We start from the raw sequence: 14,278 nt of genomic DNA on the forward strand, positions 1-14,278 counted from the left end.
GCTACGTCCGTGCCGTCAGCCCGGCGTCACCCAGGCGTCACCGGGCCCGGGCGAGCGCGATCCCGGCGTCGGTCAGCATCCGCGTGAACCGGGGCGACGGCTCGACGCCCAGTTCCTCCCGCAGCCGCCGGCGGAACGCCCGGTAGTGACGCACCGCCTCACAGAGGTTGCCCTCCGCCAGATGCGCCGCTACGACGGCCCGGTGCGCGCTCTCCCGCATCGGTTCGGTGCGTACGCTCGCCCAGGCCGCCTCCAGCGCCAGGGCCGGCCGGCCCCGCCGTACCAGCGTCTCGGCCAGCGCGTCGAGTGCTTGCAGCCGCAACTGGCGCAGGCGTTCACGCTCCAGCAGCACCCAGTCCTCGTCCCAGCCGGGCAGCAGGTCCTCGCCGTCGAGCAGCGCCGGCGGGGCGTCGGGTGGCGGTCCGCAGCCCTGGATGATCCTCAGTGCCGCCGCGGTGAAGTCGTGCACGTCCACGCGAAGGGCGGAGACCGCCGTCAGTGAGTCGCCGCAGCACTGGATCAGCGGCTGGTCACCGCGCGGCAGTTTCCACAGAGTGGTGCGCAGGCTGCCCCGGGCGTGCTCTTCGGTCACCTCGGGCCAGAGGGTGCCGGCGACGACCGTGCGGGGGGTGTACCCGCGCAGCCCGATGAGTGCCAGCAGGCGTTGGCCGTTGCGGCCCAGCTCGACGGGCCCGGGCCCGTATTCCAGTTGGAAGCGGCCGAGGAGCCGGAGCCGGGGAGAAGGGGGCAGCATCGCTGCGTCCTCTGGGGTCAGGGAGCAGCGCCGGGTGCGACGCCGTCGACGACGTGGTCCCGGCGGGTGGTCGGTTCCGGGGCGGCGGACGCCAGCATTTCCTCCAGGATCCGGATCGCCCCGCCGGCCCGCAGCAGCCCGTCCCGTGTCGCCGCCTCGTCCCGCATCAACTGTTGCAGCTGTGCCTCGCCCCGCTGGTAGTCCCGCCTGAGCTCGGCGAGCCGCCCGCGCATCTTCTCCTGTACGTCACTCGTCTGCTGATCGCTCATGGTGCAGCCTCTCTCTGTGCTTCACGAGACCGGCGCTCTCCGGACTGCCGTGTTCCGCAGGGTGCAGGTAGTAGCCGCGGTCCACCGGCGGCTTGTCCTCCTCGACGGCGATGCGGTTGGCCTCCGCCCACGCGTCCTGCCGCACTCCCGTGACCTGCCAGCAGACCTTGACGCCCGGCTGGTCGGTGCGCAGCGTGAAGCGGTTCTCCTTGATCTCCTCCGTCACCGCGGCCTGCGCCAGGGTGCCGACGGGGGTGAGCTGGTAGCGGACGTCGCGGTTGAGGGTCTCGAAGTATTCGGGGAGTACGACGGTCGCTTCGCCCTCCTCGTCGGTCTCCACCACTCCGTGGTAGAGGTTCGCCATGTCGGGGGACTCGACGAAGGAGTGGCACAAGTACTTGTCACCGGGGTCGAGCGGGTGGTCGATCCGGAAGCCGCCTCCGCCCTTGTCTACCCGGCCCGAGACCCGCACACTGCCGTTCACGTCGAGCTTGGCCTGCGGGGTGATCGTGCCCAGTCCGAGCGAGTCGTTGCCGCCGCTTATGGCGACCACGTTGCCGCCGCTCCGGAGGTTGAGGATGCCGTCACCGATGTCCCTGACGACCGAACCGGCCAGATGGAGAGTGGCTGGCGCGGCACGGCGGCCGAAGTGGGTGCCGAGGACCGTTTCCCCTGCGACCTGCAACCCGCCTCGGCACGACACATTGCCGTTGTCGGTGTTCATCACCAGACCCCATGCGGCACCGGTGTTGCCCCAGAAGCCGACGCTCGTACTGGTCTCCATCCCGACGAATGCCTGGTCACTGTCCGGCACCATCTGGTGGAACCAGATGCCCGCCGAGCTGTCACCGGTCCTCTCCCGCACCCGCATCCGCCCCCGGACGTCCAGCGCCTCGCCCGAGTTGAGCCCGATCGAGATCCGGTCCTCGCCCGACCACAGTCGTGCGGATCCGTCGAAGGCGTACCAGACCCAGCGCTCCCCGGCACCGGGGTTCTCGACGAAGCCGCCGTCAGCCCGGTCCGCGAAAGAGTAACCGCCCGCGTCGCCGCCCGTGTGGAGCCCCAATCCGTCCACATGGAGGGCCGCGTGCGGGCCGTCGTCGGTCGCGACGGCGAGGCTCGTGATGCTTGCGTCGCCGGCGACCAGAGTTGTGCTGATCAGGGTGCCCTCGACGGCCGCCTCGCCCGAGACGGCCAGGCCACCCGAGACAGTCAGGTCACCCGGGACGGCTACGGCGCCGTCGCGATCGATCACCAGCAGGTCGGCTTCCTCGGAGTTGTTGGTGAGACGCCATGAACCGTCGTCGCCGATGAACATGTCGTACGCCGGCCCGACGTCCTCGTTCTCCAGCTGAATGCCCGAGCCCGCGCTGGGCGCGTTGATCCTCAGCCCGTGCCCGCTCAGCCCGCGCGTGTCGATCTCCAGCGTCGCGTTGGGTGTCTCCGTACCGATCCCGACCCGCCCGGTCGCCGTCACCGAGAGCGCGGTGCGCTCGCCGCCGTCCGTCCCGGACACCGTGAGGTCCAGGCCCCCACCGCTCCGGGCGCGCAGCTCCGCGGCCGCCCCCTGGCCGACCCTCGTAGCGTCCTCCGACGTCACCTGCGGGCAGTCCAGCCGCACTCGTTCCGCGGGTACGCCCACCGCCCGGCGCGGCCCGGGCCCCAGGGCCGTGACGGCGCCGGCGGCGTCGAGGGAGACCTCGGCGAGCACCACCTGCCGGCCCAGGCCCTCGAAGCCGTCGACCGGCAGCAGCCGCAGCCACGGGGCGTGCAGCCGGAACAGACGGGTCTCACCGACGACCTCACGCCACGTCAGGGTCAGCCAATGGGTGCCCTCGGCGACCGACGCGGTGTCCAGCCGCAGACCGTCGGCGCCCACGTCCACGGTGGGGACGTCCAGCACCTGGTCCGGACCGGAGGCCCGGTCCACCACGGCTACCCCGCCCGCCGAGAGCACGGTCGTACGGCCCGCGGAGTCGAGTGCGGTGCCGGGCCGGACGGTCACACCCGGCTGTCCCGGCGTCGCCTCCACCTCCAGGCCCCCGCAGACGCCCCAGGAGTGGAGGGAGGACCCGCGTGCCTCGTCCAGCGGCCGGTAGTAGTCGTCCGTGTCCACCAGCGTCTCCGCCCGGACCGTGCCGCCGCTGCGGGCACTGCCGGTGTCGAAGTTGAAGTACTCCGTGCGCTTGACTGCCATGCTGCTCACCGCTCATCGCTGTTAGAGATCGGTCATGGTCACTTCGCTGAAGCGGCAGTGGGCGGGCATATGCTCACGGACGATGGACTTGATGGTGCCCACCGCCTGGCTGAGCTCGCGTCGCTGCTCCATGGGGTCCGCCGAGAGCTGTGATCTCGAGAAGTGGATGACCACGTTGATGTCGAAGGACCCGAACCGGGACAGGTAGCCGTCGAGGCCGACTCCCGGTGACTCGATCTGGCCGGGGTCACAGATGATCAGTTGCCTGCCGTGCGCCGTCATCCCGGTGGGATTGACGAAGTGCCCGGGCTCGGTGACCCGGAGCGTGCCGCCCGTTGCCCCGGGTGCCGTCTCCACGCGGACGACGACGGCCGGACGGGCGGTGTGCCGGATGAACGGGTCCTCGGTGACCTCGGGCCAGAAGGGACGGAGCCCCGCGTCGAGCACGTAAAGCCCGTCGGCGTCCGTGCGGGCGACCGCCGTGGGCGCCACGAGCGGGTTCTGCGGCGGCAGCAGCCGGGTGTGCGTCCACTCCCCGTCGACGGTCTCGCCGCGGACGATCCGCACCAGATTGCCGCCGCCCGAATCCTCCAGTGGCGGCGCCTCGCGGTCCCCTCCGTCGCCGACGACGAGCGAGCCGTCGTGATCGACGAACAGCGACAGGGGTTCCTTGACGAAGGCCGGGTCGAGATCCTTGACGGTCACGCTCAGGGGGGCGGGCCGGATCACGAACACCTTGGGCCGCGCCACCTCCTCCGGCTGGAGCCCACGGTCCAGGACCAGCAGGTCGCCCCGGCCGTCGACGACCATCGCCAGCCGGAACCCCGAGCCCGGCGAGAACCTGGTCAGCTCCGTCGCGGTCTCGGCCGTGTACGGGGTCGGCAGGGCGAAGATCCGGCCGGTGCCGTCCAGCACGAACAGCGTCTCCGGTCGCCCGTCCCGGGCCGGGGCCACGGCCACAGCGATGATCTGACCGAACGTCTGCTTGGGCGCGAGCGGGCGGGGGAGCGGCTGACCGCCGGTGAGGTCCGGCTGCCCCGTCGTCGCGTCGAGCCGCCACACCCGCCGCCGGACCCCGGGGGCGAGATCCGCCGGCAGCCCGCGGTCGCCGGCGAACAGACTGCCGTCGGGACCTCGCGCAAGGCACCAGGGACGCAGCAGCCCCTCACGCGACGCTACGAGCCCGCCGCCGGACTCGTTGAACAGCGGCCGGAAGGGCGACAGCGCGGAGACCGGCGCCGGCACACCGGCCGCGACGTGCGCCACGAACAGGGAGGAGCCGTCGTCCACGGCCACCCGGGGCCGTACCTTGCCCACGGAGTACAGGTCGAGGAACGTGGTGAGCCCCGAACGCAGACCGCGCCGCCGGTGGACCCCGCTGATCGCGGCGGTCGCCTTGCGCCGCTGGTACTCGTCCCACAGCTGCCGGCCCTGCAGCTCGGGGAAGCGCAGCGACACCCAGGACGCCAGCCACGGCAGGAACTCGGGCGGTGTCGTCCAAGGGTCGAACAGCCGGTCCAGCAGCGCGATCCGCTCCGCGATCGACCGGTGGGTGTGGCTGTCGTCCCCCGCCTGGGTGTGGCTGGTGTGGACGACCCGCGCGTCGTCGTCGATGCCGGTGAGGATCTTCTCGAAGACGCAGAGGGCACTGCCCAGGGAGAAACCTGGGTCCTGCGGCGCGTCCTTCCACAGCACCGGTGGCAGATACCGCAGATAGCTGCTCTCGGGCATGGCCGCTCTTTCCTCTCTTGTCTCTGTGCGTACTCCGTCAGGAGGTCGACTGCCTGATGGGCACGTCGGGTGCGCCCGCGCAGACCAGCTCGTAGTCGGCCACCTGGACCGACGCCCCCGGCGGCGCCGGGGGGAAGGGCCGCTCGCCGGGATAGTCGTGCGGGCCGGCGGCGACGGTGATCTGCTCGATGTATCCGATGTCGTCGGGTGGCATGACCGCCCGGAACAGATCGGAGCTGAAGACGTGCTGGCCCACCTCCCACCCCTGCCCGGCCGGTCCGCCGCGGGTCGGGTGCAGAAAAGCGGTGATCTCCCGCTCGACCTCGGCTTTGACCTCCTTCGTGTCGACCCCTGCGAGGGCCGCCTCCCGCCACACGACCACGGACACCTTCGCCACGATCGGCAGATACCGTGGGCCGTGGACGAACAGCCGGACGGTCAGATCCCGGCGCTCGTCCAGGTAGGTCCGTACCGCGTCGATCAGTTCGGGCGGCGGCTCCGGCTTCGCCACCGCGACGCCCTGGTCCGGTACGACGATGACGGAGACGTTCCCGGGGGCGCGGTCGATGCCGCCGAATGTCCCCGGGGCAGTGCGCGGCGGAGGAGGCGCCAGGCAGGCGCTGATCCGGACGTCGCTGGTCGCCTCCCGCGCGAGGTACACGTAGTCGTCGGCCGTCACCGCGCGATCACGGATCTTCAGCTCTTCCGGGGCCCGGCGCAGGGTGTCCTCGATGGGCTCCTCGTCGCTGCCGTCGTTGGCCGCCGTCGGGTTGGTCACCTCCAGCCCGCCGGGAACCGTTCCGTCCGGAGCGGTCCCGATCACCACGATCCGGTCGGGCGAGACATTGCCGGCCGAGCCCGACGCGACATGCCGGTAGGTCCTCGCCCGGATCAGGCTGCCGGTCGGCGGGATGCTGCCGTGGCCCTCGCTGTGGCGCTCGTCGTGACTTCCGAAGCCGATCTCCCCGGTCACCGGGTTCAGCCGGTACACCTTGCCCGGCCCCGGCAGCAGCTCGGGGACCTGCTGCCAGCTCTCCCAGGCGGGCGGCGTCCCCTGACCGACCTGGATGTCCACGTGCGCGTACGGGGCCTTGGCGTCCGGCCCCCGGTACAGCGGACGATGGCGCAGCGGGAACGTCTGGAAGGGCCCGCCGTCGCTCTCGCCCAGCATCTCGGGGGAGCGCGGGGTGAGCGCCGTATGCGCGGGAGCGGCGTTGAACAGCACCCGCTCCAGGCCGATCTCCAGCGGGGCGTCGGACGAGTTGCCGATGCGCAGGCCGATCCAGAAGCGCTCCGCGTCAAAGTCGGCGGCGTCGGGCACCGGCCGCGCGTCGGCCCAGGCCTCCGCCGGGATCTGCGCCGCCCACGACTGCGGCACGGACAGGGTGGCCGGCCGGTCGTGCATGCCGCTCGTGGTACCGACGGGTCCCACCTCCGGCCAGTCGCCGGGCTGTTCGTCGGGCACGGAGGCGGCCCAGGTCACCGATCCGGACGGTGCCCCGGGCGCGGGCCGGAACAGGCGCGGCCGGAGCACGATCTCCCCCTCGACAGCCTTCTCGAAGCCCAGGCAGAGATGAGCCGTCAGACCCGGCGGGACGCCGATCGGCCGCCGCCCGGTCCCCGAGCCGACCAAATCGGCGGTGACATCTTCGTAGAGCAGCTGGGAGTCGTCATCGGGATCGGGGGTGAGCAGCAGGGCGGTGGTGAGGGCGGTGGGCAGGACGGTGACGTCCTCGTCCGTCTCGAAGACGATGGGCGCCTCCCCCTCCTCGGGCAGGGTGTGCGCCTGGGTGCCCGCCGGCACGTGCACCGGTGCCGGCCCTTTGACGCCGAACGACAGATGCGTGGCCGCGGGGGTGGCGGGGTCGCGGGTGATGCCCATCAGGTTGAGGAAAGCGATGTAGTGCTTCTCGGGCACCTGGTTCAGCCGGTAGATCAGCCCTTCGCCGAGCCAGGCGAACAGTTCGATGAGCGTGATGCCGATATCGCTCGGCCGGTCGTCCGTCCACTGCGGCGCGTACGACGTTCTCAGGGCGCGCATCTGGTCGGACAGGTCCTGCCAGGTTCGGTCGTCAAGGTCGGGGGGCTGGATACGCCCGCGCTTCGATTTCGGGGTCATGGCGACCGCTCCAGCGAGAAGGGATGGACGAGTCGGTCGGCGGCGCCGGTCGCGCGGACCCGGTAACTGATGTCGATCAGCAGCGTCGCCGCGCCGTCGTTGGTGACGGTGACGTCGAGGAGTTCGATGCGCGGCTCCCACCTGGTCAGCCCTTCCTCGACGTAGTAGCGGGCGAGGCTGGCCGTCGACTCGTTGTTGGGTGCGAACAGCAGGCGCTTGAGGTCGCAGCCGAAGTCGGGGCGCATCACCCGCTCGCCGTGCTGTGTCTCGAGGATGATGCGGATCGACTCCTGGATCCTGCGGGGGCCCGCCGACTCGGCCGGTCCCGAGGTGCCCAGCCGCACCGGGAAGGCGAGGCCGCGGTCGTGGATGTCCGGGTCCATGAGAGCCTCCGGTCACACCGAGGTGAGCTTGGTCTGGTGGGGCGCCGGCTTCGCGAGCGTCCCGGCGTTCGTCGTGGCCTTGAGCGTGTCGAGCAGGACGGGGACGCCGCCGGCCCGCAGCTTCTGCGCCCTGCCGGCCTGCACGGCGGTGACCTGCGTACAGGGGGTTCCCGCCGCGGTGTTGGGGCAGCCTGAAATGCTTTTGACGACGCTCGTCTCGACGAGCACCGGCTTGCCCTCGACCTTCAGCTTCGCCTCACTGGAGACGGCGACCATGCCGGGCACGGGGGGCGCGGGCAGCGGGCTCGGCGTGTGCTGGCAGGTCACGGTGCTGGCTGTGGTGAGTACGTTCCCCATCCGCGGTCCCTCCTCAGGTGATGTCGACTGCTGTCTCGTCCACGGTGACCTTTGTGGCGTCCCGTGCCGCCGCCAGCGTGACGGACCCGTCGGCCGCGATCTTCAGGTCGCCGGCCGCGTTGATGTTCAGGGCAGCGGCCGCATCGATGTTCAAGGCGCCGGCCGCGCTGATGTTCAGGTCACCGGCGGCGCTGAGGGTCAGCGAGCCGTCGGCGGCGTTCAGGGTGATCCGGCTGCCGCGCCCGCCGTCCTCGATGACCAGTTCGCCACCGGCCTTGTCGTCGTCGAACGTAATGGTGTGACCGGCCCGGCTCTTGATGACGCGGGTGCTGTTCGTGCCGTCGGTGTTGGTCTCCGGGGGCGTCTGGTCGGCGTTCCACAGGCCGCCGAGGACGTACGGCTTGCTCAGATCGCCGTGCTCGAAGGCGACCAGCACCTGGTCGCCGACCTCGGGCAGCCAGTAGAACCCCATGTCCTGGCCGGCCATGGGACGGGCGCACGGTGCCCATTCACTGGTGAAGCGGTCGGACAGACCGGGGAAGGACACCTTGACGCGGCCGATCGGGGCCTTCGGCGGTATGGCCCTCACCTCGTGGTTGTCCTCCACCACCGCAGGTATCACGCCGTAGAAGGGCTCCGTGCGGTTGGGCGGCGGAGTCTCCGTGATCTGCTTGCGCAGCATGCCGAGCAGGCTCGAGTGACCCTGCTGGCTGATCGAGAAGTCGGTCATGAAGCCGCCCTCGTCGATCCGGTGGGTGACCTTGCGCAGCCGGTAGGTGCCGCTGAAGCGCTTGCCGACGCCGCGGATCTCGATGAACCTGCCAGCCGTCAGCGCGGGAATGCCGATACACGAGCCGGTGCCCTCGTACATGCCCTCCAGCAGGCCCGTCAGCAGGGACTCCGCGAGGATCTTCGCGTCCAGCGGGTTGTCCAGGACGTGCCGGCGGATGCCTTTGCGGGCCAGGGTGAGGACGAGATCGGCCGCGGAGCTGCCGAGCCGCTCGGTGAGCTGCTCCGGACCGAGGTCGGCGGCGAGCGCCAGGCCTTGAATGGTCTGCGCGAGTTCCTGGTTGTAGCCGCGCACGGCCTGGAGTCCGGCGGCGCCCGAGGCCGAGATGCGCGGGCTGAAGCTCGAAAGGTTCCGACCCCACTCCAGGACCTGGGCGGCGGCCTGTGGACGGGGGAACTGGAAGTGCAGCCGGTCCCACTCGACGTACACGTCGAAGTGGTAGCGCCGGGCGCGTTCTTTGAGGAACGCCATGTCGTTTCCGACCCGGGGGATCTTCTCCTTGAGACCAGGGGTCGGGTCCACCACGGGGATCAGGCCGTTCTCCACGGCGATCTGCGCGGCCACCATGCTGTCGTTCGTGAAGGTGTACTCGGTGGGCTCCTGCTCGCCACCGCGCATGCGGTACGACTTGTCGTAGCCGGACACCTGCACGGTCGGCGCGCCGCCCTGGGGGAACGACGGCTCGACGGCGGCGATCTCCCCGAGGAAGGCCGGCTTCAGGTCGTTGCCGTAGCCGAGGTGGATCTCCACCGTCTTGCCGGGGTCCAGCAGGGGGGAGTCGAGCAGCCGGTTGTCGGGGTTGCGCAGTACGAAGCCGAAGGTGCCAGCGAGGTCGAGGCTGGTCTCGACGGTCAGGGACACCGCCTGGTCGGCGAGTTCGGCGGCCATGGTGAGCCCGGCGACCCGGATGTCGAAGCGCGGCGCGTACGAGGAGGTACTCATGGCCGTGCGCCTCCTTGCCGCCGGGGCGGCACGATCAGGCGGGTGTTGGGCGCGAGGTGGAGCGGGTCGACGATGGCGTTGGCCCGGGCGATCTCGCGCCACAGAGCGGGATCGCCCAGATAGGCGCCGGCGAGGCCGCTCAGCGTGTCGCCCTCCACGACGACATGCACCACCGGCTCCCGCGCCAGGACCGACTCGGCGGCCGACACGGCCCTGCCCACGACCGCCGAGGCCGTCGGCGACGCGAAGAAGACTCCGCGGCGCACCTCGACCTCCACCGGCACGTACTCCTGGAAGCGCACCGAGAGACTGGAGCGCACCGGGGTGCCGTTGCGCAGGAACATGGTGAAGCGCTGATTGGCGTCGACCAGGACACAGCGGAACTGGAAGCCGCCGAGGGAGAAGAGCAGCACCGGCGGAGCCTGGGTGCCTGGCTGCTTGTCCAGCAGCCGCACGATCGGACCCGTGTGCGCGCGGACGTCCTCCTCGGTCTCGTACGTGTCGAAGAAGAGGTCCATGGAGAGCGTGCGCGCCCGGCCGCGGACGTACTGCAGAGGCGGCGCGTTCAACCCCGGGATGCCGATCTCGGCGAAGCTGTTGCCCTGGTCGAGCTTCAACTCCTCCGGGTTGAACATCACCGGGTGGCTCTCGCCGGACGTGGTGTCGATGATCTCGGCCTTGGTCAGGGCCGCGCTGACCGCCGCGGGGCGGGGCGGGGACAGCCGGAAGAGGGCGTTCGCCATGTCAGCCTCCGCGCTCGAACTCGGTGCGCAACTGGCGCATGACGTCGTCGATCAGCTGTCTGCGCAACGCCTGCACGTCCAGGGGCGGCGGCGCGGCGGTGACGTCGGTGTGACGGTCGGTGGCGGCCCGCTGGAGGCGGGCGGCCGGTGCGGCGAAGGAGGCGGGCACCGGGGCCGGAGCGGGCGCCGGAGTCGGCACGGGGGCCGGAGCGGGCGCCGGGGTACGTGCCGGGGCCTGCGGGCGGAGACCGGCCGCGTGTCCGGCGTCGGTCGACGGTGCTGGCAGGCCGGTGCCGGGCCTTCCGCCGAAGGCGACCGCGCGCTCGTTGGCCAGGGCCTTCGCCTCCTCCGTCTCCGCGCCGGTTCCGGTCGCCCGGTGCCAGGACGCGCCGGGTCGCAGCAGGGCCAGGACGTGCGTGGCCTCGTGCACGAGCAGCCCGAAGCCGCGCCGATCAGCGGGCTGGAGCCGGCCGTGGCGGAAGTAGACGTCCCGCCCCACGGTGACGGCATCCGCCCGCTGTTGCCGGGCGAGCGCGTCGGACCGGTCGTCGTGATGCACGCGCATCGCGTCGGCTGCGGGGCCGACGGCAGGCCGCAGCCGCGATCTGACCTCGGCGGGCAGGGCGTCACCCGTGCTGTAGGGCGCCGATGCCGCGGTCGGCGGCCGGCGCACCATGGGGGTTTCGGAAACCGGGGCGACCACGGAGACCGGAGGCGTCGGAGGGGCGGCAGCCGGCGAGCCGTCGCCGGTCCACGGCCGGCGCCGGACCGCCGTCGCGGTGAGCCGGGGCGGACGGTCGGCGGCGCCCTCGATCCGGTCGAACCGGCCCGCGCCCACCACCAGCCCGGCCGCGTGGTCGATGAACACGCGCAGCGGACCCGCCCACGGCAGCGTCGTCAGCAACCGGGCGGCAATGAGCCGCCCTTGGGCGTCGAGACGTTCGCCCAGGGTCGGACGGGCGGAGTCCTCTGTCATGGCGAGCCATCTCCTTCCCGTGCGCTCGCGTCGGCGATCTCACGGATCCAGTGCAGTCGTTCGGAGTGGTCGAGGGTGAGCAACTCGGCGAGCGGCCAGTGGACTTGGCGTCCCAGAAAGGCCACCTCCCGGCGGATCCGGGCCACGGGGTAGCCTCTTATCCCCCCAGCGGCGGCACCTCCGCCTCGTGCTCCCGGCCGCAGTGGGGACAGGTGGCGACGACCGTGCCGGGGGCAAGCCCGTTGATGCGGTTGTAGAGGTCCTGCAGATACGCCAGGTCCTCCGAGTACAGGCCCTCGATCACCCCCGGCGTGACCTCCGGGACCCCGCCCAGCTTGGTCACGACGCGGGAGAGCAGCACCACGATGAGATACGCGGGCCAGCCCTGCACGCGCGGATCCTTCAGGGGGTAGATCTCGTCCGCGGCGGTGGCCAGCCTCATCACGCCGTTGCGGTGCAGGTTTCCGGCATCGTCCACATAGCCCTTGGGCAGTTCGAACTCGACCTCGGTGACCAGCATCGCCGTCACACCCGGGTCAGGCCCTCGTGGGCGAGGACGAGCGTGTCGACGGCCACGTCCGTGCCCTTGGCGTTGAACGACGCTCCTTCCCACTTCGAGGGCCAGGCGCTGACGAAGTTCCAGCGCGCCACCTCGCTGTGGTTGCTCAGGTCGAACACGACGATCGAGCCGTTCTTGCGGACCACGTTGCCGTCGACGACCTGCTGCCGCCAGGCCCACAGTTCCCGTGACGGGCTGATGCCCCACTTCAGGGTGATGTCCGAAAAGCTCGTCTTGCCGGGCAGCTTGCGCACCGTCGTGTTGTCGCCGCCCTCGCGGTTCTCGATGACCTCCGTGGTCGATCCGAGGCCGCTGCACTCGCTGAAGCTGGCCTGGGCGATGCCGTCCAGCTCGACGAGGAAGTTGAAGTTGCGGAAGGGATCGACCCGCTGACCAGTCTGTGCCATGTCCCAGTCCTTCTTTCTGCGCTTTCCACATGTTCCCGCGCGTCCTACGCCTCGCTGATTCCGCCGCCTCCGGACCACAGGCCGAGCCGGATCACGACCTTCTCCGCGGGCCGGGTGGGCGCGATACCGACCTCGATGAACACCTGGCCGAGTTCACGCACCGGAGCGGGATTCAGCTCCTCGTCGATCTTGACGTAGAAGGCCTCCTCGGCCGTCCGCCCGAACAGCGCGCCTGCCTGCCACACCCGGGTCAGGAACTCCGTGACGGTGCGTTCCAGGGCCTTCCACAGCCCGGTGTTGTTCGGCTCGAACACGGCCCAGCGCAGGCCTTGCAGCAGGGAGTCCGAGATGAACGCCACCAGCCGGCGCACATTGACGTATTGCCATTCGGTCCGGTTGGCCAGCGCCCGGGCGCCCCACACCATGGGCCGGCCGCCGGGGAAGACGCGCAGCGCGTTGATGTTGAGGTTGTTGAGCCGTCCCTGTTCGGCGTCGTTGAGGTGATGCGCCAGGTCGAGGGCTCCCCGTACGACCTCGTTGGCGGGCGCCTTGTGCACTCCGCGTCGTGCGTCGCTGCGGGCCATCACGCCGGCAATGTGCCCGGAGGGGCCCACGCGCAGCTCGTCCGGCTCGGCGCCGTCCGTCCGCGGACCGGGATCGTCGACGGAGATCCACGGCCAGTACAACGCGCCGAACCCGCGGTCGGTCATCAATCCGTCGCGCTGGGCCTCCAGCGCCGTCGTGTCTCCGGGGTCGTCGGTGCTGCGGGCACCGTCGAGGACGGCGAAGCGGTCGCCCATGGCCTCGCAGTGCTGGATCACCTTCTGCTGGTCCGCGAACTCCGTGTGCCCGGGCAGACAGACGAGGCTGACGTCGAGGGTGTGGGTGAGCGCGTCGAGGGCGTCCGGCAGGCCGGTCATGTCGGCCACCGGTACGACGTAGGCCAGCGTGCCACCGTTCTCGAAGAATCCGCGGACGGCGTAGGGCAGGGCGAGCTGCCGGTCGAACCCGCCGAAACTCTTCACATACGACGTCCAGTTGGTGACCAGTTTCGGCTCGCCCGGCACGACCTTGTCGCCGAGCGTCTGCGCCGTGCCGATCAGGGCCGCCGTGCTGGTGCCGGCCCCCGCGATCGGCCCGGCGGTCTCGACCTCCTGGAGATAGATGCCTGGTGCCCTGGTGTCGATGTCGCTCATCGAAGCCTCCTTGGCCTGGTCATGGTGGGGGGAGTACGACGGTGTGCACGTCCCGGCCGGACAGATGCTCCACCTGGGTGCGGGAGTCCGGACGGTCGGGCCGCCGGACGAGCAGGGTGTAGGTGCCGAAGTCCAGGCGCTCGAAGGTGAACTCCCCGGAGCCGCCCACCACGGTGCCGCGACCGGCCTCGACCACGTCGACGCGCGCCCCGGGCACTGGCTGCCGCGTGCCGTCCACGTCCTCCAGCAGCCGGCCCCTGAGCCTCGGGTGCGCGGCCGTGGGCTCGATGCGGACCTCCCGGACCCGCGGGACGGGCGCGGGTGGCTCGGGGGAGCCGACCGCGAGGGTCACCGTGAACGACAGCGCGGGCCGGGGCGGCGTGCCGAGGGCCGTCCAGAACTGGCTGGCGCCCGTGCCCTCCCTCGGCCGGCCCACGGAGGCCGGTATCGGGTACGCGGGGGGAGGCTGGGCAATCCGCCCGCGCAGGAAGCGTTCGTCGAGCAGCGGGAAGCGGCTGAGCCACAGCAGCAGTTCGCCGAGCAGACGGTGCTCCTCCTCGATCCTGACCGCGCCCGTCTTGTGCGACCAGACGGTGACGAGGTAGGTGCAGTCGACCCGCAGCGGCGGGCGCCGGACGGTGAAGCCGTCGTCGCCGGCTTCCTCCAGGAGGGGAGCCTGATCCCTGAGGGACCGGTTCTCCTGGACGTCGTGGAGGAAGAGGTCGACCGTGTTCTGGGCGGGCTTGAAGTCCTTGTCGGGCGTCACGAAGCTGACATCGGCGGCGCGCAGGCTCTCGGGTGCCTCGTCGTCGCCCAGCATCGCCCGGAGCGTGGCGTCCAGATCCTGGAGCACGG

14 protein-coding genes are annotated in these 14,278 nt (G+C 71.1%); all 14 read right to left on the bottom strand.

The window, feature by feature from the left end:
* Window positions 1-37: 37 nt before the first annotated feature.
* Complete coding sequence (locus ACLB9X_RS02125; RefSeq protein ID WP_410358441.1) at window positions 38-754, bottom strand: BTAD domain-containing putative transcriptional regulator; 717 nt, start codon at window positions 752-754, stop codon at window positions 38-40.
* 17 nt (window positions 755-771) lie between these two features.
* Window positions 772-1,023 (bottom strand): hypothetical protein, encoded by a 252-nt coding sequence (locus ACLB9X_RS02130; protein ID WP_410358442.1) that lies wholly within the window; start codon window positions 1,021-1,023, stop codon window positions 772-774.
* Window positions 1,001-3,220 (bottom strand): hypothetical protein, encoded by a 2,220-nt coding sequence (locus ACLB9X_RS02135; RefSeq protein ID WP_410358443.1) that lies wholly within the window; start codon window positions 3,218-3,220, stop codon window positions 1,001-1,003. Before ACLB9X_RS02135 ends, ACLB9X_RS02130 begins: the two co-directional genes overlap by 23 nt.
* A 21-nt stretch (window positions 3,221-3,241) precedes the next feature.
* Window positions 3,242-4,951, bottom strand: a complete 1,710-nt coding sequence (locus ACLB9X_RS02140) for a phage tail protein (protein WP_410358444.1) — start codon at window positions 4,949-4,951, stop codon at window positions 3,242-3,244.
* A gap of 37 nt (window positions 4,952-4,988) precedes the next feature.
* Window positions 4,989-7,070, bottom strand: coding sequence for a putative baseplate assembly protein (locus ACLB9X_RS02145; RefSeq protein WP_410358445.1), 2,082 nt, complete (start codon window positions 7,068-7,070; stop codon window positions 4,989-4,991).
* Window positions 7,067-7,453: a GPW/gp25 family protein gene (locus ACLB9X_RS02150; protein WP_410358446.1), complete on the bottom strand. Its 387-nt coding sequence runs from the start codon at window positions 7,451-7,453 to the stop codon at window positions 7,067-7,069. Before ACLB9X_RS02150 ends, ACLB9X_RS02145 begins: the two co-directional genes overlap by 4 nt.
* Before the next feature lie 12 nt (window positions 7,454-7,465).
* On the bottom strand, window positions 7,466-7,810 hold the full coding sequence (locus ACLB9X_RS02155; protein ID WP_410358447.1) for a hypothetical protein: 345 nt from the start codon (window positions 7,808-7,810) through the stop codon (window positions 7,466-7,468).
* Window positions 7,811-7,823: 13 nt separating this feature from the next.
* Window positions 7,824-9,542 (bottom strand): phage baseplate assembly protein V, encoded by a 1,719-nt coding sequence (locus ACLB9X_RS02160; RefSeq protein WP_410358448.1) that lies wholly within the window; start codon window positions 9,540-9,542, stop codon window positions 7,824-7,826.
* Window positions 9,539-10,285 (bottom strand): CIS tube protein, encoded by a 747-nt coding sequence (locus ACLB9X_RS02165; RefSeq protein ID WP_410358449.1) that lies wholly within the window; start codon window positions 10,283-10,285, stop codon window positions 9,539-9,541. Before ACLB9X_RS02165 ends, ACLB9X_RS02160 begins: the two co-directional genes overlap by 4 nt.
* A gap of 1 nt (window position 10,286) precedes the next feature.
* Complete coding sequence (locus ACLB9X_RS02170) at window positions 10,287-11,261, bottom strand: DUF4157 domain-containing protein (protein WP_410358450.1); 975 nt, start codon at window positions 11,259-11,261, stop codon at window positions 10,287-10,289.
* Between the two features lie 157 nt (window positions 11,262-11,418).
* The gene (locus tag ACLB9X_RS02175; protein WP_410358451.1) at window positions 11,419-11,781 is read right to left on the bottom strand and encodes a hypothetical protein; all 363 of its coding nucleotides are present in this window, start codon (window positions 11,779-11,781) and stop codon (window positions 11,419-11,421) included.
* A gap of 5 nt (window positions 11,782-11,786) precedes the next feature.
* Entirely contained in the window at window positions 11,787-12,227 is a 441-nt protein-coding gene (locus ACLB9X_RS02180) for a phage tail protein (RefSeq protein ID WP_410358452.1), read from the bottom strand.
* Window positions 12,228-12,271: 44 nt separating this feature from the next.
* On the bottom strand, window positions 12,272-13,423 hold the full coding sequence (locus ACLB9X_RS02185) for a phage tail sheath subtilisin-like domain-containing protein (protein WP_410358453.1): 1,152 nt from the start codon (window positions 13,421-13,423) through the stop codon (window positions 12,272-12,274).
* Between the two features lie 19 nt (window positions 13,424-13,442).
* On the bottom strand, window positions 13,443-14,276 hold the full coding sequence (locus ACLB9X_RS02190) for a Pvc16 family protein (protein ID WP_410358454.1): 834 nt from the start codon (window positions 14,274-14,276) through the stop codon (window positions 13,443-13,445).
* Window positions 14,277-14,278: the final 2 nt, after the last annotated feature.

Source organism: Streptomyces sp. 5K101 (genome assembly GCF_046506645.1).
GTDB lineage: Bacteria > Actinomycetota > Actinomycetes > Streptomycetales > Streptomycetaceae > Streptomyces.